The 21,235-nt window shown below is 41.9% G+C and carries 15 protein-coding genes, 2 pseudogenes and 1 riboswitch; of the genes and pseudogenes, 15 read left to right on the top strand and 2 right to left on the bottom strand.

The window, feature by feature from the left end:
- Positions 1-5 precede the first annotated feature (5 nt).
- From HNQ34_RS13200 to HNQ34_RS13145, 12 genes and pseudogenes are all read left to right on the top strand, one after another.
- Positions 6-1,172 carry a Gfo/Idh/MocA family protein gene (locus HNQ34_RS13200; protein ID WP_183255365.1) on the top strand — a complete coding sequence of 389 codons (1,167 nt, stop codon included), beginning with the start codon at positions 6-8 and terminating at the stop codon, positions 1,170-1,172.
- A complete protein-coding gene (locus HNQ34_RS13195; protein WP_183255363.1) occupies positions 1,169-2,140 on the top strand; it encodes a sugar phosphate isomerase/epimerase family protein in 972 nt (323 codons plus the stop codon). Before HNQ34_RS13200 ends, HNQ34_RS13195 begins: the two co-directional genes overlap by 4 nt.
- 605 nt (positions 2,141-2,745) lie before the next feature.
- Positions 2,746-2,886 (top strand): annotated as a pseudogene (locus HNQ34_RS13190) (DsbA family protein); the annotation flags it as partial.
- Positions 2,887-3,134: 248 nt separating this feature from the next.
- Complete coding sequence (iscB, locus tag HNQ34_RS13185; protein WP_312856132.1) at positions 3,135-4,388, top strand: RNA-guided endonuclease IscB; 1,254 nt, start codon at positions 3,135-3,137, stop codon at positions 4,386-4,388.
- A 453-nt stretch (positions 4,389-4,841) separates the two neighbouring features.
- Positions 4,842-5,633: a putative hydro-lyase gene (locus HNQ34_RS13180; RefSeq protein ID WP_183255357.1), complete on the top strand. Its 792-nt coding sequence runs from the start codon at positions 4,842-4,844 to the stop codon at positions 5,631-5,633.
- 344 nt (positions 5,634-5,977) lie between these two features.
- Positions 5,978-6,739: an IclR family transcriptional regulator gene (locus HNQ34_RS13175; protein WP_183255355.1), complete on the top strand. Its 762-nt coding sequence runs from the start codon at positions 5,978-5,980 to the stop codon at positions 6,737-6,739.
- Positions 6,726-7,472 (top strand): 5-oxoprolinase subunit PxpB, encoded by a 747-nt coding sequence (gene pxpB / locus HNQ34_RS13170; RefSeq protein WP_183255353.1) that lies wholly within the window; start codon positions 6,726-6,728, stop codon positions 7,470-7,472. The genes HNQ34_RS13175 and pxpB overlap by 14 nt, the downstream gene beginning before the upstream one ends.
- Positions 7,450-8,454, top strand: a complete 1,005-nt coding sequence (locus HNQ34_RS13165) for a 5-oxoprolinase subunit C family protein (RefSeq protein ID WP_183255351.1) — start codon at positions 7,450-7,452, stop codon at positions 8,452-8,454. The genes pxpB and HNQ34_RS13165 overlap by 23 nt, the downstream gene beginning before the upstream one ends.
- 2 nt (positions 8,455-8,456) lie before the next feature.
- The gene (pxpA, locus tag HNQ34_RS13160) at positions 8,457-9,215 is read left to right on the top strand and encodes a 5-oxoprolinase subunit PxpA (protein WP_183255349.1); all 759 of its coding nucleotides are present in this window, start codon (positions 8,457-8,459) and stop codon (positions 9,213-9,215) included.
- Between the two features lie 84 nt (positions 9,216-9,299).
- Positions 9,300-10,472 (top strand): NRAMP family divalent metal transporter, encoded by a 1,173-nt coding sequence (locus HNQ34_RS13155; protein WP_246364184.1) that lies wholly within the window; start codon positions 9,300-9,302, stop codon positions 10,470-10,472.
- A gap of 652 nt (positions 10,473-11,124) precedes the next feature.
- Positions 11,125-12,170: pseudogene (locus HNQ34_RS13150) on the top strand (IS701 family transposase); the annotation flags it as partial.
- Between the two features lie 9 nt (positions 12,171-12,179).
- A riboswitch (cyclic di-GMP riboswitch) is annotated at positions 12,180-12,263 on the top strand.
- A 13-nt stretch (positions 12,264-12,276) separates the two neighbouring features.
- Positions 12,277-14,652, top strand: coding sequence for a PAS domain S-box protein (locus HNQ34_RS13145; RefSeq protein ID WP_183255345.1), 2,376 nt, complete (start codon positions 12,277-12,279; stop codon positions 14,650-14,652).
- Between the two features lie 463 nt (positions 14,653-15,115).
- Here HNQ34_RS13145 and HNQ34_RS13140 read toward each other — a convergent pair whose 3' ends face one another.
- Together HNQ34_RS13140 and HNQ34_RS13135 are read right to left on the bottom strand one after the other, a co-directional pair.
- Positions 15,116-16,276 (bottom strand): iron-containing alcohol dehydrogenase, encoded by a 1,161-nt coding sequence (locus HNQ34_RS13140; protein WP_183255344.1) that lies wholly within the window; start codon positions 16,274-16,276, stop codon positions 15,116-15,118.
- 23 nt (positions 16,277-16,299) lie between these two features.
- Positions 16,300-17,346: an AbrB family transcriptional regulator gene (locus HNQ34_RS13135; protein WP_183255342.1), complete on the bottom strand. Its 1,047-nt coding sequence runs from the start codon at positions 17,344-17,346 to the stop codon at positions 16,300-16,302.
- Between the two features lie 1,067 nt (positions 17,347-18,413).
- Here HNQ34_RS13135 and HNQ34_RS13130 point away from each other — a divergent pair.
- The 3 genes from HNQ34_RS13130 (at position 18,414) to HNQ34_RS13120 (ending at position 21,233) form a co-directional block, all read left to right on the top strand.
- The gene (locus HNQ34_RS13130; RefSeq protein WP_183255339.1) at positions 18,414-19,361 is read left to right on the top strand and encodes an aldo/keto reductase family protein; all 948 of its coding nucleotides are present in this window, start codon (positions 18,414-18,416) and stop codon (positions 19,359-19,361) included.
- Between the two features lie 131 nt (positions 19,362-19,492).
- The gene (locus HNQ34_RS13125) at positions 19,493-20,470 is read left to right on the top strand and encodes an ABC transporter ATP-binding protein (protein WP_183255338.1); all 978 of its coding nucleotides are present in this window, start codon (positions 19,493-19,495) and stop codon (positions 20,468-20,470) included.
- Positions 20,460-21,233 (top strand): ABC transporter permease, encoded by a 774-nt coding sequence (locus tag HNQ34_RS13120; protein ID WP_183255335.1) that lies wholly within the window; start codon positions 20,460-20,462, stop codon positions 21,231-21,233. The genes HNQ34_RS13125 and HNQ34_RS13120 overlap by 11 nt, the downstream gene beginning before the upstream one ends.
- The last annotated feature ends 2 nt before the right edge of the window (positions 21,234-21,235 follow it).

Below are 21,235 nucleotides of genomic sequence, written 5' to 3'. Positions count from 1 at the left end.
AGCATATGTCGCTGATTAAAGTAGGGATTATTGGTACTGGTTTTTCAGCAAAATCGCATATAGAAGCATTAAGGCGATTAAGTGGCGTTGAAGTGGTTGCTATTAGCGGCAGCGCATTAGAAAAGGCGAAACGAATGGCAGAACAGTTTTCCATTCCGAATTTTTATGGGAGTGTAGACGAGTTAATTGAAGATTCGGAAGTAGACGTTGTTCATAATTGCACGCCAAACTATTTGCACTATACCGTGAACAAAAAAGTGTTAGAAAAAGGGAAGCATCTATTATCGGAAAAGCCATTAGCGATGACGAGTGAAGAATCCCGCGAATTAGTGGAGTTGGCTAAATCGAAACATGTAGTAGCCGGAGTATGTTTTAACTATCGGCATTATCCATTAGTGGCTCAGGCAAAGGAGCTTATTGATAAAGGGGAATACGGACCTGTGCATCTTGTGCATGGGACGTATCTTCAAGATTGGCTTCTGTACGATACCGATTATAACTGGCGGCTAGATGCAAAGAGAAACGGTAAATCCCGCGCTATTGCTGACATCGGCTCACATTGGTGTGATACCGTTCAATATGTGCTTAATAAAAAGATTGTCGAAGTATTCGCAGATCTAAAGACCGTGCATCCCGTACGAAAAAAACCGATTGGTGAGGTAGAAACGTTCCAAAGCAGAGGCCAAGAAGCGTTTGAAGAAATACAAATTGACAGTGAAGACTGCGGAAGTGTGATCGTTCATTTTGAAGACGGGACTCATGGAGCATTTGTTGTATCGCAGGTAAATGCTGGACGAAAAAACTACCTTACGTTTGAAATTGCTGCAAAACAAGGTACGCTTTATTGGAATCAAGAAGAGCCGAATAAATTATGGATTGGCAGGCGGGATGGAGGGAACATGGAGCTTATGCGCGATCCATCGTTGTTATCCCCTGTTGCCGCTGCTCTTGCTCACTATCCTGGCGGGCATCAAGAGGGCTGGCCGGATGGGTTAAAGAATTTATTTATTGATTTTTATACAGCGGTAAAAACATATCCGAATGTATCGGCATCCTCTTTTGCGACGATAGAAGATGGCCACCGCATTATGCAGTTAATCGAAGCGATTGTAAAGAGTAATGAAGAAAAAAGATGGGTCAAAGTAGAAACAGGACAGGAGGTGCTCCGATGAAATTAGGCGTGTTTACCGTTCTTTATCAAAACCTAGCATTCGAAGACATGCTGGATAAGATATGCGAGATGGGTATTGAAGCAATCGAGTTAGGTACTGGCAATTACCCAGGGAATAGCCATTGTAATCCAGATGAACTGTTGGAAAATCCGGAAAAAATAAGAACTTTCCAGCGTGCGATAGAAAGTAGAGGCTTAACAATTAGTGCGCTTAGCTGCCATGGTAATCCACTTCATCCCGATAAGAAGTTTGCAACTCAATCCCATGAAGTATGGAGAAAAACGATATTGTTGGCAGAGCGTCTAGGCGTTCCTGTCGTTAATGGTTTTTCCGGATGTCCTGGAGATCATCCGAATGCAAAATATCCGAATTGGGTTACATGTTCTTGGCCTCCTGAATATTTAGAACTATTAGATTGGCAATGGAATGAAGTCGTTATTCCTTATTGGAAAGAAGAAGCGAAATTTGCGCAATTACATGGAGTAAATCAAATTGCATTTGAAATGCATCCGGGGTTTGTCGTATATAATCCGGAAACTTTATTAAAATTAAGGGAACATGTAGGTCCTAGTATCGGTGCTAACTTCGACCCGAGTCATTTAGTATGGCAAGGGATTGATCCGGTAGAAGCGATTAAAAAGCTGGGACGGGAAAATGCGATCTTCCATGTTCATGCAAAAGATACGTACTTAGATCAAGCTAATATTCGAGTAAACGGTGTACTAGATACAAAGCACTACAGCAGAATTTTAGATCGCGCTTGGACATTCCGATCTGTGGGCTATGGCCATAGCGAAAAGTTTTGGAAAGATATGGTAAGTGCTTTACGGGCAGTAGGATATGATTATGTTCTTTCTATTGAACATGAAGACATGCTTGCCTCTATTGATGAAGGATTAAGTAAAGCAGTAAATTTGCTAAAAGGAATTCTCTTTAAAGAAACGCTCAGTGAAATGTGGTGGGCGTAAACGTATATATGCCGAAGCAAAGGATTGCCTGTTGATTATAGGTAATCCTTTCATAATTTTAGGGAGGTGTTTAGCGTTGAAATTCAAGTCGTTCACCAGCACGATATGTCCGAACATGGACTAGGCACGGCTGTTTTCGCAGTCTCTTCCAAAGGGGCAAGAATACTTTGACTGACGATTATCATCATAAAGTTGTATTTGCTAATTGAATTTTGAGCCACTCCGATTACATCCTTGTGAGCCACTTAAAAATTGACAAATGGTAAATCTGGGGCGTCTTGACATGGAGCCTCTAGAGGCATGATTTCACTCGAAAGGCGACACATCAAGGTGTTTCGATAGGCAACAAGCCTATCATGCCTCTCACTCCATATCAAGACGGTGTTTTCGCTGGAAATGGAGTGGCTCACGTTTTTACGAGCGAAGTGGCTCAATTTTATGTTAGCAAAAACAAAAGTAAAATAATGGATAATCAACACTCGTGTTATAGGAAGAATTTACGATAGGTTTCAATGAAAAATTAAGGAAGCATATGATTCGACATAAAGAATTGAAAGATGTATATTTGAGATACAAAAATGAGTTGAAATTGTGGAGGTTTTTTAATGACATTGAGTATAAAAGTATATTCCGACTATGTTTGTCCATATTGTTTTCTAGCCAAAAAACCACTGGAAGATGCTGTGCAAAATAAAGATGTTAACATTGAGTGGATGCCTTTTGAACTAAGACCTAAGCCAAGTCAACTACCCACCACTTAAAGCCTTGGGCTTTTGAAGTGGGGGCTTGTAAAAAGCCCTAGTTGACTACCCCAAGTCTTTCGAGGACTACGTTGGTTGGGTCATGACACCTACGAATGCTCCTCTAGTTCGTAGCCACTGTCGTTGATGGTTAAAAGTCCTGATGGGTAGGGACGGTGCTGTCAACATCACAAGCCCTTCCAACATGGGGGAAGAGGAAGAACACTCCGCGAAAGGAGGTACACGTCTTGTTCGTGTACGTGATCAATAAGCATGGGAAACCATTGATGCCGTGCTCGCCAAGAAAAGCAAGGATATTGTTAACAAACAAAAAAGCAAAAGTAGTAAAAAGAACCCCGTTCACGATTCAACTACTATACGGTAGTAGCGGATACAAGCAACCTATTTCTTTAGGTGTAGACGCAGGAGCAAAACATGTGGGGCTATCCGCTACCACAAAAAATCAGGTGCTTTTGGAAGCAGAAGTACAATTGCGTACGGACATTCAAGAATTGTTAGCAACGAGGAGGCAATTTCGCAGAAGCCGAAGAAATCGAAAAACAAGATATCGAAAAGCCCGATTTTTGAATCGTAAGAAGCCAAACGGTTGGTTAGCCCCTTCGATTCAGCATAAAGTGGAGAGTCATATCAAATTAGTCAAATGGGTACATTCGCTGCTTCCGATTACCCATATCACCGTTGAAGTGGCGCAATTTGATACTCAAAAGATAAAGAATCCTGATATTCAAGGTGCAGCATATCAACAAGGAGAGCAATTGGGCTTTTGGAATGTGAGGGAGTATGTATTGTATCGAGACGGTCATACATGCCAATGGTGCAAAGGAAAGTTGAAAGACCCTGTACTGAATGTCCATCATATCGAAAGCAGAAAGACGGGTGGCGATTCTCCGAGTAATCTCCTTACACTGTGCAAAACTTGCCACGATAGGATTCATCGAGAGGGATTAGAACACGAAATACAGCGGAGATTCCCTTCGTTGAAAGACGCTTCCCACATGTCCATGATGCGTTGGTTCATCTGGAATGGACTAAAGAAAGTGTATCCGCATGCGAAGCACACGTATGGATATATCACCAAACACACTCGTATTGTGCATAGATTGGCAAAAACGCACATGGTCGATGCTCGTTGTATCAGTGGGAATCCTCTTGCCACACCGAGCGACACGGTGTTTCTGTTGAAATTTGTTCGCAAAAATAACCGTCAACTACACAAAGCAACCATATCAAAAGGCGGAAAAAGGAAAGCCAATAAGGCGGAACGGTTGGTCAAAGGGTTTCAGCTATTTGACAAAGTGATGTACCATCGCCAAGAATGTTTTGTGTTCGGCAGAAGAAGTAGCGGATATTTCGATCTTCGGTTGTTAGATGGCACAAGAATCCATGCTTCGGCAAGTGTTAAGAAACTAAAAAAAGTGGAGCATGCGAGCACATTATTAATCGAAAGGAGGAAGGGTGATTCCTCCCCGACTTTCGCTCTTGCTTAGAAGTCGGGGTCTCCTCGCCCGATTATGATGAATTAAGTAAACAACGCTCTGTTGAAGCGATGGAAGGATTTGTTTGCGATGTGGACGGCTGTTGCTAAAACAGTTTAGTTTCAGGTGTTGATAAGGATCATCTCGGTTAACAGCCCGCCATTTGCCTTCATTTGAGTTAAAAAAGCTGCCCTTAAAGATTCTTGAAAGAGTTCTTTGAAGGCAGCGTTTTTAAATTATTTAGGCGTTGGGAAGGTTTTATGTTAATTTTTTATAAAATCTATAAAAAGTGGTTCATCACCAATTCGGATTCACAGGTTGTGAAGTGTGAGTTAATAGAGTAAAATGATGGTATTTATAACCCCTTGGTGCTAGATAGAGACCTTAGAGCAAAATAGCCCTTGCATGAAATTTCCTTTAAAATGAAAGCGCCAACCTACATATGAAAGGAGAAAAAAGAGAGAAATGAACGAATTATCAACTGCCCACCCGTCTAAGGTTCGTGACTATATTCGCAAAAACGAATGGAGGCAGCCTACCGCAGGTCTTGCCAATGGCTACACGCAAGCCAATCTAGTTATCTTAAAAAAGGATCTGGCTTTTGAATTTTTATTATTTTGCCAGCGCAATCCCAAACCTTGCCCGGTTATTGATGTAACAGAGCCGGGTTCTCCGGTTCCGCAGCTCGTTGCTCCTGACGCTGATTTACGAACGGATCTCCCGAAATATCGAATCTATCGAAACGGCGAATTAGTTGAAGAAGTCGATAATATTGTTTCCTATTGGGAAGATGATATGGTTGCTTTTTTGCTTGGCTGCAGTTTTACTTTCGAAAAGGCTTTGCTGGATAACGGAATTTCGGTTCGCCATATCGAATGCGAAAGTAATGTGCCGATGTATAAAACGAATATTCCTTGTGTGAAAGCTGGACGTTTCGAAGGTCCTATGGTTGTTAGCATGCGTCCGATTCCGGAAAAAGATGTCGTGCGCGCCGTTCAGGTAACGAGTCGTTTTCCAGCTGTTCACGGAGCACCTATTCATATTGGGAATCCTGCATCCATTGGCATTCGCGATCTGCAGAAGCCGGATTTTGGTGACCCTGTTCCTATAAATGATGGGGAAGTCCCAGTGTTTTGGGCATGTGGAGTGACACCACAAGCGGTAGCGATGCAAGTGAAGCCGGAATTGATGATTACCCATGCACCAGGGCATATGTTTATTACAAATTTACGCGAGGAACAATTTGGAATATTATAACGAAGAAATGGATTGCAAAAGGAATCAGCTTTATAAATTAAGCTAGATTCCTTTATTATTTTATTATAATTTAAACATCTCCCCTATCCTTGCGCATTTTCTCCACTCTAGAGAAGAGAGCTTATTAACTATATAAGCTCAACTGTTTTACATCCCATTCATTGAGCAAATGTATACATGTCGTCGATAAGCAACATAATTACTAAGATGCAAAAATCTTTGCTGAACTTATATAATTCGTAAATTCTCATTGATTTTTATTTTATCGATAAATATAATGGATTATAAAAAATATTCATTTTTCGGAACATTTATTTCGTTATTCGGAACAAAAGGGGATTTTTATGAATAAAACGGTAGTAAAAACGCTCGAACTATTGCAATTGTTTATAACACATGAACAGCTGACGCTGCAAGAAATGGTGAAGCTGACAAAACTGCCAAAAACATCGGTTTTCCGGATGATTCAGTCATTAGTGGCAAGCGGCTTTCTAAAAAAAGATGGGGAAGCTTATGAACTTGGGTTGTCCTTATTGCAGTTTGGCTGTTTAGTTGCAGAACGATTGGATGTTCGAAAAGCAGCATTGCCAATTATGAAGCAATTAAAAGAAGAAACGAATGAAGCGGTTAACTTAGTCATTAAGGATGGCGATGAAGCAATTTATGTAGAAAAAGTAGAAACATCAGAACCCGTTCGAGTGTATACAAGGGTAGGAAGAAGAGCCCCGCTTTATGCTGGAGCTTGTCCGCGCGTGCTGCTTGCCTTTATGCCAAGTGAAGAGCAAAAGAAATATCTTGACCATGTCGAATTGATCCCAATTGCCTCAAAAACGATTGTTGATCGTGAGCAATTAAAGACTGTGATAAATGAAGCAAAGGAAAAAGGATATACGGTGAGCCATTCGGAATTAGCCGACTATTCTTCTGCTGTTGCTGTTCCGATTTTTAATCACGAAGGAAAGGTTGTAGCAGGATTAAGTGTCGTCGGACCGGAAAATCGCTTTCAGCCTTCTTATATTGAACAATTAGTTCCACAATTAAAACATGCAGCAGAACAAATTTCAAAAGCACTTGGTTTTATTGGAGGAAAAAATGTTGAGCTATGAGCTGATACCGCTTAGTGAGAATGCGTTAGTAATCAAATTTGGCGAACAAATTACTCCCGATGTTCATCAACGAGTTCGCCAAGTTGCTACCTATTTTACAGAGCATCATGTCGAGGGAATTATTGAGGTCGTTCCTGCCTATACAACTGTTACCGTCTATTATGATCCAGTACAGTTCGCAAAAAATACAAACCGGAAATCGGATATAGAGGTTCTTCCTTTTGAAAGAATTTGTACCGTACTGAAAAATATCCTTTCGTCATTAGAGTCTGCCAATACTCCTCAAGGAAATGAAGTCGTGATTCCTGTTTGTTATGGAGGAGAGTTTGGACCGGATTTAGAAGAAGTAGCGAGAAGAAATCAATTAACACCTGAAGAAGTGGTCGATATTCATACGAACGGTCATTATCTTGTGTACATGATTGGATTTGCGCCGGGATTTGCTTATTTAGGCGGCATGTCAGAAAAAATTGCCACACCGCGGAAAAATTCGCCACGATTACATATTCCTGCTGGATCTGTTGGCATCGCCGGAATGCAAACGGGAGTATATCCGATTGAAAGCCCAGGAGGATGGCAATTAATCGGAAGAACACCGCTCCAATTATTCCGTCCACATCATCCTCAGCCGAGTTTACTACAAACTGGAGACCGTGTTCGCTTTCAAGCGATAACGAGGGAAGAATATAAGCAGCTTCAGGAGGAGAACAATGGGGATTCGTGTTATTCGTAGTGGATTACTAACTACGATTCAAGATTTAGGTCGATTTGGTTTCCAAAAGGACGGCGTGATTGTGAGCGGGGCAATGGACCAATTTGCGCATCGCATCGCCAACATTCTTGTCGGAAATGAAGAATCGGAAGGTGCGCTGGAGATGACGTTAATTGGTCCAACACTTGCTTTTGAGGAAGATGCATTGATTGCAATATGTGGCGGGGAGTTTGAAGCAAGCATCGATGGACAGGAAGTACCGTTATGGCGCCCTATTTTGGTTAAACAAGGCAGTGTACTTACGATCGGGCATTGTCGCGTAGGATGTCGGGCTTATTTGGCTGTGGCCGGAGGTTTTCATCTTCCCAAGGTGATGAACAGCCAATCCACGTATTTACTTGCACGTATCGGAGGTTTTCAAGGAAGAGCTTTGCAAAAAGGAGATGTGCTTTTGCTTCGGGAATCAGGGCGAAAGCTTGAGTTGTTGCGATTCTATAAGAACAAAACACTTCTTCCTTTTATAGCGATGAGCTGGGGAATTTCATTTGGGCTTCGTGCCTATTTTTACGGATCACCAAAAACGATTCGCGTCATTCGCGGTGCACAATTTACTGATTTTACGACGCAAAGCCAAGAATGTTTTCTGACTCAACCATATGAAGTAACTCCTCAATCGAATCGAATGGGCTATCGCCTTGATGGACCTTCACTTGAGAGAAAACGGTCAACAGAAATGGTTTCGGAAGCAGTCACTTTTGGAACAGTTCAAGTGCCGGCTGAGGGAAAACCGATTGTATTGATGGCGGATCGTCAAACGACAGGCGGTTATCCGAAAATTGCGCAAGTCATTGCTGTCGATTTGCCGATTTTAGCACAAACAAGACCAGGAGAACGGATTGTATTTCGCGACATTTCATTTGAAGAAGCACAACGATTATATCTTCAACGCGAATTTGAGCTTAAGCAATGCAAAAAAGCGATTATATCGAAAATGGGGGAATAAGGGTGTATCGCGTCGATCTTAATTGTGATATGGGAGAAAGCTTTGGAGTATATCGGATCGGGAACGATGAAGATATTTTAAATTACGTGACATCAGCGAATATTGCTTGCGGGTTCCATGCTGGTGACCCATCAACGATGCGCAGAACAGTCTACATGGCGTTAGAAAAAGGGGTGAGTATCGGTGCACATCCGGGGCTGCCAGATTTAATCGGATTCGGAAGAAGAAACATGGCGATTACCCCGGAAGAAGCGTATGATCTCATTGTTTATCAAATAGGAGCATTATATGGTTTTGTAAAGGCTGCAGGCGGAAAGATGCAACACGTGAAACCGCATGGCGCCTTGTACAATATGGCTGCAAAAGACCGCGCACTTTCAGAAGCGATCGCAAAAGCAGTTTATGACATTGACCCAACGTTAGTGTTGTTTGGATTAGCAGGAAGCGAATTAATTAAAGCAGGAGAGAGAGTTGGCTTAAAGACAGCCAATGAAGTGTTTGCCGATCGTACATATCAGCAAGATGGTTCGTTAACACCACGTCGTGAACTTAACGCTTTAATTCATGACGAACAAGAAGCGATACAGCAAGTGATTCGCATGGTGAAAGAAGGAAAAGTGCGGTCACAGCAAGGGACTGATGTGGAAATCCAAGCAGATACGATTTGCATTCATGGCGATGGAGCGCATGCGTTAACATTTGCGAAAAAGATTTTTGAAAAATTAACAGAGGAAGGAATTAAAATTCAATCAATTCGTTAATGACAAGGAGGAGAAGAAATGGTTGAAAAAAGTGAAACAAAGAAGGACACAGTGATAAAGGCGACAACAAAACAACCTTCGCGTATGAGTTTGTTGATTGGTGCGGTATTTTTAATGGCTACATCAGCCATCGGACCGGGATTCCTCACGCAAACAACCGTATTTACACAACAATTGGCCGCAAGCTTTGGTTTTGTCATTTTTATTTCTATTTTACTTGATATCGGCGCACAGATGAACATTTGGCGGATTATCGCTGTTTCTGAAAGACGAGCGCAAGATATTGCAAACTTAGTATTACCAGGGCTTGGATATTTCGTTGCTGTCCTTATTGTTCTTGGCGGCTTGGCATTTAATATCGGGAATATTGCCGGTGCTGGTCTTGGCATGAATGTCCTTTTGGGAGTTTCACCGGAACAAGGTGCCATTATCAGCGCAGTAATTGCTGTTGCTATCTTTATTGTGCGTGAAGCGATGAAAGTGATGGATCGCTTTACACAGTTATTGGGAATTGTCATGATTGGTTTAACGCTATATGTAGTATTTACAGCAAAACCGCCAGTTGGGGAAGCGGTAGTAAAAACGTTCATCCCTGATAAGATTGACATGATGGCCATTGTCACGCTCGTCGGTGGTACTGTTGGAGGCTATATTACGTTTGCAGGAGGCCACCGTTTGTTAGATGCAGGGATTAAAGGGAAGAATGCTTTACCGGAAGTGACGCGCAGTGCCATTTCTGCTATCGGTGTCGCTTCTATTATGAGGGTCGTACTATTTTTAGCAGCGTTGGGTGTTGTTGCTAAAGGGCTTGCACTTGATTCTTCCAACCCGCCAGCTTCTGTGTTTCAGTTAGCGGCAGGGAACATAGGATATAAGCTGTTTGGCATCGTTATGTGGGCAGCAGCGATCACATCGGTTATTGGTGCGGCTTATACATCTGTATCCTTTATTCGTACGTTTCACAAAAATTTAGAAACGTACCATCGATGGATAATTGTTGCTTTTATCGTCATCTCTACCATTGTTTTCGTATCGATTGGAAAGCCGGTAAAAACGTTAATTCTTGTCGGTGCATTAAATGGTTTAATTTTGCCAATTTCTCTTGGAGTCATGCTGATTGCTGCATACAAACGCAATATTGTTGGCGATTATAAACATCCGCTTTGGATGACGATTTTTGGTAGTATTGTCGTGATGGCTATGGCTTATATGGGAATTTACACATTGATCACCCAAATTCCACAGTTATTTTCATAAGCTAAGCAATTGTCGAACAGTACCTGTGACACTTTAGAGTATGGCGAAGATTGGTAGGATAAAACATCCATGAGTAATTTTTACTCTCCACCCAAACATGAAAACAACGCTCATGGATCGTTTCTTTTCACAGAAAAAGAGAGCCTGTGATATTCCAAAAAAATCACTTGGCTCTCTTTCTATTTTTAAGGTCCGTCACTACAACGTGTGCTTGACAAGTAATCGGTTTTACCGAATAAATATTATGCATAAATAAGCAATTTCCTTTTAACTGTAAGTAGAGCATTTTATTAAAAAGTCAAGCACCATTTTCGGTGAAGATCCCTTTTAAAGGGAAAAATGATAAAAAACTCGAATACCGATGAGTGGGTTGTTTTTTGTTCGTTTCTCTTTGGAAAAATCAATATCGCAAAAAGCTCCGGATGTAAAAAGGATTGACATTTAGGTTGCGAAGTTTATACAATGTTAGTGATATAAGGCAAAAAAAAATAAAAGTTGTCTTTGTAAGCCCCATTTGTACAATTACTTATTTACTGTAGATGAGCAAATCCACTAACATAAATTTAAAATCGAACAAAAAAGGAGACATGAATCCGATTCCTTGATTAGAATAGATGTGTCACCAAACCATTCACAAGGAGGTTCATGTCTCATGGATCAATTAGCACATCATCAAGGAACCCACAAGTTTTTCACGATGTTGGGATTGGCGCTTTATTTCTCGAAACCTGTCAAGAAGCATCTCGTTCATATCGTTGATGCGATGATCACGAAAGGCTTTTCTGGAACATTGACCGATCTTCACCATTGGAGCTTCCATCCGAATCATCGTACGACACTCAGCGATTTTTTCACGACAAGCTCTTGAGATGAAGACATGTTACTTCACAAGCTCCAGCAGTAAATGCTTCGTCGTATCGAACGGATCGTCAAACAAGGGAATCAACCCATTTTTGTTTCGATCGATGATACGATTTGCCGCAAAACAAAGCCTTCGTCACGGACAACGCACGCCATTCAAGGGTGTGATTGGCATTATTCCCACACAGATAAAAAGTCCATTTAGGGACATTCTCTCGTCTGGCTCATGGTTCATACGATGACCCAAGCGCTTCCCTTCGCGTTTCGCCTTTACGACAAGGCAGCTAGGAGGAACTCACGATCGAGATGCTTTCTTCTTTGGATGTGCACCGTCCCGTTTGTTTATGTGCTGATGGACTCTTTGTATCCATCGCAAACGCTTATGGAAGCCTGTCTGAAAAAGGGATTCCACGTGATCGCGATGCTCAAGACCAATCGGCTTCTTTATCCAAAAGGTATAGCGGTTCAGGCGAAGGCGCTTGCCCGCTCCATCGAACCGAAAGACACTACCTCATCACGGTGGGCGAAGAGCGTTATCGCTATGAAGGTGCGCTCAACGGTCTCGATCATGCCGTGGTGCTACTCGCTTGGAAAGCTGATCAGCCGATGACAACTGAACATCTTCATTGCGTCTTGAGCACCGACGGGAATTGAGCGATGAAGACATCTTGTGCTACTATACCACACATTGGTCAATCGAATGGTTTTTTTCGGCAAGCGAAAGACCAGCTGAAGCTCGATGGGTACCGCGTTCGCGGGCGTCGGGCGGTAAAACGGTATTGGGTCTTGGTACAGCTTGCTTATGTGTACAGCATGTTCGAGTCCAACAGCGATTTTAAAGTTTAATCCAGATAAAGGCAAACCTGTACGAAAGTCGGGGACGCAAAGCCACAGGTCTAAGGCAAATGCTATGACGGCTGGGTTGCCGAAGGAGGAACTACAAATGAATCTGTTATCGAGAGAATCATTCTTTGAAATCTACAGATCTATTATTGAATATAATCCTGATGCGATTTTTATTCTTTCCATAGATGGAAAGGTCATTGAAGTGAACCAAGCCGTAACGATTATGTTTGGCTATTTAAAAGAGGAGGTTCAAGGATGTTCATACAAAAAGATGATGTTTCCAGAATTAGAAAAAATAAACCGATATTTTGATGAGGTATTACAGGGAATTTCATCAGAGTTTGAGACGGATGCATTTCATAAAAGCGGGAGTATTTTACATATTCGAGTCAAGTTTATTCCCTTGATTATAGGTGTTGAAGTAGTAGGTGTCTGCTGTGTTATAAAAGATGTAACAGAGCTACAGAAGATGAAAGCATTTTTAAGCGAGATGGAACAAAGGGTTAAAGCTCTTTTCAATTCCACTGGTGATGCTATTGACATTTTGGATTTGGAAGGGAATGTTCTAGATGTAAATCCTGCTTTTGAAGAAATGTACGGATGGAAAAGAGAGGAAGTAATTGGAAAGTTATTGCCGATCATCCCCGAATATCAGTTAGCTGAGGCTCAATCTTTAGTGGAAAAGGCGAAATTAGGTGAAAATATTACTGGATTTGAATCGATTTGTATCAAAAAGGACGGCACGCCTATCGATGTTAGTTTAACACTTTCGCCTATTCGGGATTCCAAAGGAAACATTATTGCAATATCTGGAATTACTAGGGATATTTCAGGACAAAAACGATTGGAAAGATCTCTGAAAGAAAGCGAAGAACGTTATAAATCGTTGTTTGAATACAATATCAACATGATTTATTCCATAGATTTGAATGAATGTTTTATCGATGGAAATCCATCGTTTGAGCAGGTTACAGGATATTCTGTTGATGAACTTCGTGGAACGTCTCTTGTACCGCTTATTGTCCCAGAGTATTTAGAAGTCATGAAAGAAAGTTTTAAGAAAGCTGTTCAGGGAGAGACTCAGCGATATGAATGTTTCATTTACAATAAAGAAGGACGAATGATTCCTTTGATGGTAACAAATGTTCCCATCATCGTGAATAACGAAATTGTAGGTGTATACTGCATCGCTTTAGACCTATCTGATGTTAGAAAAGCAGAAAAGGCATTAGAAGAAAGTGAAGAGCGTTATCGAAAGGTAGTCGAGTTGTCGCCAATGGGAATTGTTGTTCAGCAGAAAGGAAAAATTCTCTATGCTAATCGAGCCGCTTTGAAAAGTATGAAAGAGGAAAATCTAATTGGTCAATCGATTTTCTCCTATATTCATCCTAATTATCATGAATTGGTCAAACAAAGAGTTGCGGAGGCGGAAATAGGGGAAGAGTTTCTCTTTACCGAAATGCAATTCATCCAACGAGATGGGACAATCATTGATGTGGAGGTCGGTGGAGTGTTGATGATTTATAATGGCAGTCCCGCCACGTTGATCATGTTTAGAGATATAACCAAGGAAAAACGTTTTGAAAGAGAGTTAAAGGAAAGTGAAGAGCGCTATCGTTTGATTGCGGAAAATATGACCGACCTTGTAGGGATATTAGATCTTAATGGAGTAGTAAGGTACGCTTCCCCATCCCATGAATTCGTATTAGGTTACCCGCCCGAATTTTATGAAGGAAAACTTGCCTTTGATTTGGTTCATCCTGATGACATTTCGCATGTTCAAAAGCAATTTATGAATATAGTTCGGGCAAAGGAAACTCAGATTGTTGAGTTTCGTTACAAACATGTGAAAGGAAATTATGTATGGGTGGAAGCAAAGGGGACGCCTGTTTTGGATGAGATTGGGAATGTTATCCATTTCCAAGTTGTAGCCAGAGAAATTACGGAGAGAAAATTGTTTGAAGAAAAACTAAGATATATGGCTTATCATGATACATTGACTGGAATACCTAATCGCAGTTTCTTTCGAGAAAGATTGAAACAAGCCCTAAAAGAAGCAGAGCGATATAAACGAAAACTTGCCGTCATGTATATGGATATGGATAAATTCAAATACATTAATGATACATTTGGTCATGATGTAGGGGATGAACTTCTCAAGCAATTCTCTCAAAGGGTGCAAGGCTTTCTTAGAGAAAATGATACGCTTGCACGACAAGGTGGAGATGAATTTACCATTCTTCTTTCTGAAATCAAAGAGGAGGAGGCTATACAAATAGCTGAACGAATCTTGACCTCTCTCCAAAATCCATGGTATATTGGGGAACACGTTTTTCATACGACTGCTAGTATCGGAATTGCCTTTTATCCTACAGATGGAACAACGCCTAGTGAACTGATGAAACATGCGGATGTTGCGTTATACGAGGCGAAGAGGAATGGTAAAAATAACGTTAAGACATATTCATCATAGACTCGATGTCTGTCAGAGCGATCCCAAAGCGCCTACTTTTATGTATGTCTTGTTATTTTGCAAAAAAAACAGGAAGTCGCCAATTGACTTCCTGTTTCACCATGTTTTTAGCTGATTCATTGTCTGATCTGTTGTACCACCGTTTGTACCATACGAATGGTCACTTCCTGATGGGTTACGAAACGAATGATCCGACTGGAATTGCTAATATTCCGGAATCCTTCAGACGAGCAACAAACTGTTCATTCGCTACACTTGTTTCTTTAATATTACAAAATCACAAAGAATAGTATTCGTTTCCACACCATCAACATCCGTCCGTAAACTTATATAGACCCCGATGCCGAAAAAATTCGGCGCCATCGGAAGGATGAAAATACTCTTCTGTTGAATGTTTTAAGCTATCCGCCATTATGCATCAGCGATTGGGATCCGCTGCGCTTTTTTTAAGTGCTTATACGATTCAAGCATTGTACGCTTCTTCTAGAATATTAAGATAATCTTCGGCCGTCACCGTTCGGACGTTGCTTGGAGTAGAGCGGTTTTGCATTGCCAATTCCACAATTTTTCCGAAGTCTTCTTTACGAACACCAGGTAAGTCTTTTAGCTTTGGAATATCCAAATTATGAGTAAATGCTTCAATGCCTTCAATCAATTTTTCGACTGCTTCTTCATCTGAATCTGATTCTGTCGCAAACTTCATATACCGCGCCAATTTGGCGTGCATCGCCTTGTTCTCTTCCGCATTAAATTTCAACACAAACGGCAAAAAGACAGCGTTCGCGACACCATGTGGTGTATCGTAAAGCCCACCTAGTGCTTCCGCTAAACAATGGACAGCCGCTACGTCAGCAGACCCGAAACATAACCCTGCAAGCAAACTACCTTGCAGCATGTCGTATCGAGCTTCTACGTTTCGGCCATCCCGATATGCTTCAGGAAGGGCTGATACAATGATTTCCATTGCCCTTGCTCCCATTGCTTGCGATATTGGGTTCGTCACTTTGCACGTATAGCCTTCGATTGCGTGAACTAACGCATCAACCCCAGTCGCAGCCGTCACTGATTTCGGCACGGTGAACGTAAGCTCCGGATCAAGAACAGCCAGTATCGGACGCAACGCAACATCTTTCAACGTCAATTTCCGGTGGGTGGAAGCTTCCGTAATGACGGATGAACGGGTGACTTCAGAGCCTGTTCCCGCTGTTGTGGGGATACAAATGATTGGAGCAACGTTCTCATACCGCCGCTTTCCTTCGGCATACTCGATCGGTGTCCCGCCATTCGGTCCAATAAGAGCAATCGCTTTTCCGGTATCCATGGCGCTTCCGCCGCCGATGGCGACAACGGCATCCGCGTTCTGTTCGTTAAAGCGCTTCGCACCTGCCAAGCATTCCGTGTCGCGCGGATTTTGTGACAACTCGCTGAATAATGTTGCGCGGTAGCCAGCAGCCTCCAATTTCGCTTGGATCGGCTCAACCAAACCCGCCTGAACGACTCCTGGGTCACTGACAAGTAAAATGGATTTTCCGATTTGCAGTGATTCCAACAATTCCGGCAGCTGCTTTGATTTCCCGATTCCCATTTCAATGCGTGTCGCGCAGTAATATTGAAAACTCTTCATTATGTATTCCTCCTAAGCAATATTTAATTTTGAAAAAACCATTTTAATACGTTTGGTACAACGAGAATAATAAAAAGAAGACGGATGAATTGCAGCGAGCTGACAATCGCCGGGTCACCGCCTACCGATTCGGCTGTCAATACCATTTCGACAAGTCCGCCCGGCGCCATGCTTAAAATCGCGGTTGACAATGAAAGATGGGTCATTTTCGCAAACAGGTAACCGCAGCTGAACGAAACGGTAATTAGCACCAATGTCAGTAAGAAGTAGATCCAGCCAAATTTCCCGCCAAGTTTCAAATCTTCGATAGTTATGCGATTGCCCATGCTCATTCCAACGCTAATTTGCGCAAAAATCAATAGCCAAACCGGAATTGTCGGCAATGGTATGCCGATGACATTCATAACTGCTGTCGCTGCTAAAGGTCCGATGACAAAGGCGGCAGGAACAGTGTTTCGAAGCAGCCAGCCAGCAGCGATACTAACCGCAAACCAAAGATAGTGGCCGTTTGACTCATGAGCGCGGAGATGGAACAAATTATTTCGTGAAGAATGACCGTCAAATAAATGAACGACAACAAACGGTACAATGAACACAACGGTAAGAAGACGAATCGTTTGAAAAATCGTAACAAGCGCTGTATTCGCTTTTAACGATTCGCTTGCCGCAACCATTTCGGATAATCCGCCGGGGATTGAGGCAAACACGCTCGTCACGCGGTCGATCCCGATAAATCTTGTGACGAAGATGCTGTTTAGCACATTGATACTAATAATGACAATCGTAAGTGTGAAAAACGGGACGATATATGGTCCGACAGTGATAAACGTTTCTTTTGTAAACGATTGTCCGAAATAAATCCCTAAAATGATAAGCCCTACATTTGTAAGGACTGTCGTCGTCGCTAACGTCCGTTTCGTTCCCGTCTTCCACAACAGCATCCCCGTAATCGGCCCAAGCATCCAAGGAATAGGAAGGCTTAAAACATAAAACAAAAGTCCGCTCAATCCTGCAATGACGTAGGTCTCGAGTATTTTAGTTAATGAAAGTTTTCCATTCGTCAGTAACATTTTCTAAAGCTTCCTTTCTATGCTTCCTGAAAATACCCAAGTTCCAAAATATTGGTTTATCACCACGAAATGTACTTGACAAACAAGTGATGTTGTGAAGCGAGCGATACCGCTTATTGTTTATTTAACTTTCATTTACAATTATGTATAAACAAGTATCAAATCTGCTTTTATAATCAAGCACAACTTTTGGTGAAGAGCCAAAATGTTCGAGGAGAGCATACGTATTTTCTATATCTCAGTGAAAATATTGATGTGACGTTTACAAAAGAATTTTACGTTTTATCCGCCTATCTTCTATTCTAAGTGAAAATATTGGAATTTGAAAGGAATTTGTAATGAAATCAGCTAACAGTACGAATATATAGATGCAATTTGAAGCTTTAACGTTTTCGTCTTTTATGGAGTAATCGGTGTTTTTCGACTGTCGGGTGACCGAACAACAACGCTTCCAGACAAATACATTTGTCTGTGAAGCGATTGGTTGTTCGGTCCTCTGTCACGCGAAGGCGTGACGAAGGCAAGTCACAGACTTGCTTCTGACAGTCGAAAAAAATAGGGAGTCTACTTTTTCGTCAACCATAAGTTAAATCTCGCAGTTGTATTTATATAGTCGCTTAACCGTATAAGAATTAGGGGCAGACTACTGGAGCGTCAACGAGAAGCGAAGATCGTGCGTCAAACGGTGAAGAAATTAGAGGGGTTAGGGTATGAAGTGAAGGTAGAAAAAGTGGGTGCGTAAGGGAATTAAACCATATATAAACTTTAATACTTACTTTGGAAATTATATTCCAAAGGCTAGGTGGGGGTTGTTTTTTGCCAAATTTTGTTTTCAGGATAGTATGTCTAATTATTAAGATGAAACACATTTAAATCTTTAAATGAATGCTGTCGAATGGGTTGCAGGAGTTGTAGAATTTTGTTGATTATGATTGGTTGCGAAACATGGGTTACTATAATAAATTTAGATTGGAAAGCCGACATAGAGTAAACCGCTTGAGCTGATTAAAAATGGTTTACATATGTTGAAAAATCATCTGTATTTAAAACAAAGGAGGAGTTATCCAATGAAGTATCGCAAACTTGGACGAACAGGGTTAAAAGTAAGTGAAATTAGTTTAGGAAGCTGGCTTACATATGGAAACTCTACGGAAAAAGAAACGGCTATTAAGACAATCGATAAAGCATATGAGTTAGGAATTAACTCGTTTGATACGGCAAACGTATACGCAAGAGGAGAGGCAGAAAAGATTGTTGGGGAAGCATTACGAAAATATCCAAGAGAATCTTATGTTATTGCAACAAAAGTATTTTGGCCGATGGGAGAAGGTCCGAACGATCGCGGTCTTTCAAGAAAGCATGTGTTCGAACAGCTTCATGCAAGCTTAAAACGTTTGAACTTAGAATATGTAGACATTTACTACTGTCACCGGTATGACAAAGAAACACCAGTCGATGAAACGTTGCGAACGATTGATGATCTCATTCGGCAAGGGAAAGTTTTGTATGTTGGTGTTAGCGAATGGACGGCTCAACAAATTCAAGAAGCTCTCGGCACGGCAGATAAATATTTGCTCGATCGCATTGTTGTAAACCAGCCTGTCTATAATATGTTGAATCGTTATATTGAAAAAGAAGTCATTCCGGTTTGCGAACAAAATGGAATCAGCCAAATTGTTTTTTCTCCATTAGCACAAGGAGTTTTAACAGGAAAATATAAACGGGGCGAAAAATTACCGGTGGGAAGCCGGGCAACAGATCCAAAATCGAATATGTTTATGAATGAGCTATTAAAGGATGAAGTTTTAATCAAGGTTGAGCAATTACAAAAAGTGGCTAATGAGTTAGGTATTAAGCTTTCACAATTAGCTTTAGCTTGGGTTTTACGTCAACCGAATGTTGCCAGCGCATTAATTGGGGCAAGTAAACCAGAGCAGGTGGAGGAAAATGCGAAAGCGATAGATGTTCAGCTTTCCAGTGATGTAATCGCAAAAATTGAGGAAATTCTCGCATAAATGTCCGTGCTGTCAACGAAAAGAGGAGTGACAGGCTTCAATAAAGTAAGAAGCCTGTCTTTTTGTTTGCACAGCGGCAATCGCTCGTATTAATATAAATCGGAAGAGAAGCGAATGAGGGAGGGGAAATCATGATTGCAGTGAAGCATTTACATAAATCGTTTCGAGTTCATGTTCGACAGGCACGGTGGATTGACGCGGTGCGCCATTTATGGAGGCGGCAATACCGAACGGTCGAAGCGGTGAAAGATATTTCCTTTACAATTGAAACAGGGGAAATTGTCGGTTTTTTAGGTCCGAATGGAGCGGGAAAAACGACGACGATGAAAATGTTAGCGGGACTGTTGTACCCAACATCTGGAGAGATTACAGTCGGAGGATTTGTTCCGTTTGAACAAAAGCCAGAATTTAAAAAAATGATGAGTCTCGTTATGGGGCAAAAGAGCCAGCTTATTTGGGACATTCCTCCGATGGAAACGTTTTTAGTAAACAAGGCGATTTATGACATTGATGACCGCACGTTTCGGCGGACGCTTGAAGAACTCGTGGAGTTGCTTGAGTTGCAGCCGCTGCTGACCAAACCGACGCGAAGCTTATCGTTAGGGCAGCGAATGCGCTGCGAGCTGGCAGCGGCGCTATTGCATCGACCGGCTATTTTATTTTTAGATGAACCGACGATTGGGCTTGATGTACATACGCAAGAAAAAGTGCGGCGCTTTATTGCCGAGTACAATCGCGAATATCAAACGACCATTTTATTGACATCACATTACATGGGCGATGTGACAGCACTTTGTGACCGCGTGATGATTATCAACCACGGGATGCTCATTTACGACGGTGAGTTAAGCGTATTAACGGAAACGTTGGCACCGTATAAGCGGTTGGAAATCCATTTCCCTATAGTCCCTTCAGTGCCGTGGGACGATTACGGGGAAGTCGTGGCGATGGAAGACGGAAAAGTGACGCTGCGCGTTCCCCGCGACAAAGTAGCGGAAGTATCGGCACACGTTTTGCAACACTTCCATGTACATGATTTAACCATTCAAGACCCGCCGATGGAAGAAGTGATTACGCGGGCGTTTCAGGAGGGTTTGCATGGTTCGTAAGTATATTGCTCTCCTTCGTATGAAGTATGTAGAAATGTTAGCATATCGCCTCGCAACGATTGTGTGGATGACGGGAGCGGTGGTACAGCCGCTTATTACGATGATCGTCTGGATGAACATTAGGCCGTCGCAATCGGATGCATTTGTTTTCTATTTTATGGCGCTTATTTTCGTGGAGCGGATGACGAGCGCATGGGATGTATGGGAGCTTGATCGGGAAATCCGCCACGGCACGTTTTCGACATATATTCTTCGGCCGCTTCATCCGATTCACTGGGCAATTGCGGAAAATATCGTTTATAAAGGATTGTTTCTTGTTGTGCTTGTACCGTTTTGGGCGGTGTTGGCTCTGTTTGTTCCCGTGTTGCGCCTTGATGTCACAGGAACGCAAATGCTATTGTTTTTGCCAGCGCTTGTTCTTGGGATGATGTTGCGATTTTTATTTAGTTATACTTGCGGCCTTCTTGGCTTTTGGATCACAAAAGTTACAGCGGTATACAGCATGATGGAAGTTGTTTCCTTGTTTTTGTCCGGACGGATTGCGCCGTTGTCGATGTTGCCGCCGGTGTTACAGCAATGGAGCATTTTTTTGCCGTTTCGCTATATGATCGGATTTCCAATTGATATTTTGACCGGAGCGGCAAATCGGGCGGATATTGCCTTTGGATTTTTAGTTGCATCCGTGTGGGTCATGCTGTTGATCGTTGCATTATGCTTGCTATGGAAAGCGGGATTGAAGAAAAATCAGGCGGTAGGTGGATAAGA

It is taken from the genome of Anoxybacteroides tepidamans, from assembly GCF_014201465.1.
Classification (GTDB): Bacteria; Bacillota; Bacilli; order Bacillales; family Anoxybacillaceae; genus Anoxybacteroides; species Anoxybacteroides tepidamans.
The sequence above is the reverse complement of the archived record's forward strand: the minus strand, read 5'-3'. Positions and strand labels throughout refer to the sequence as shown.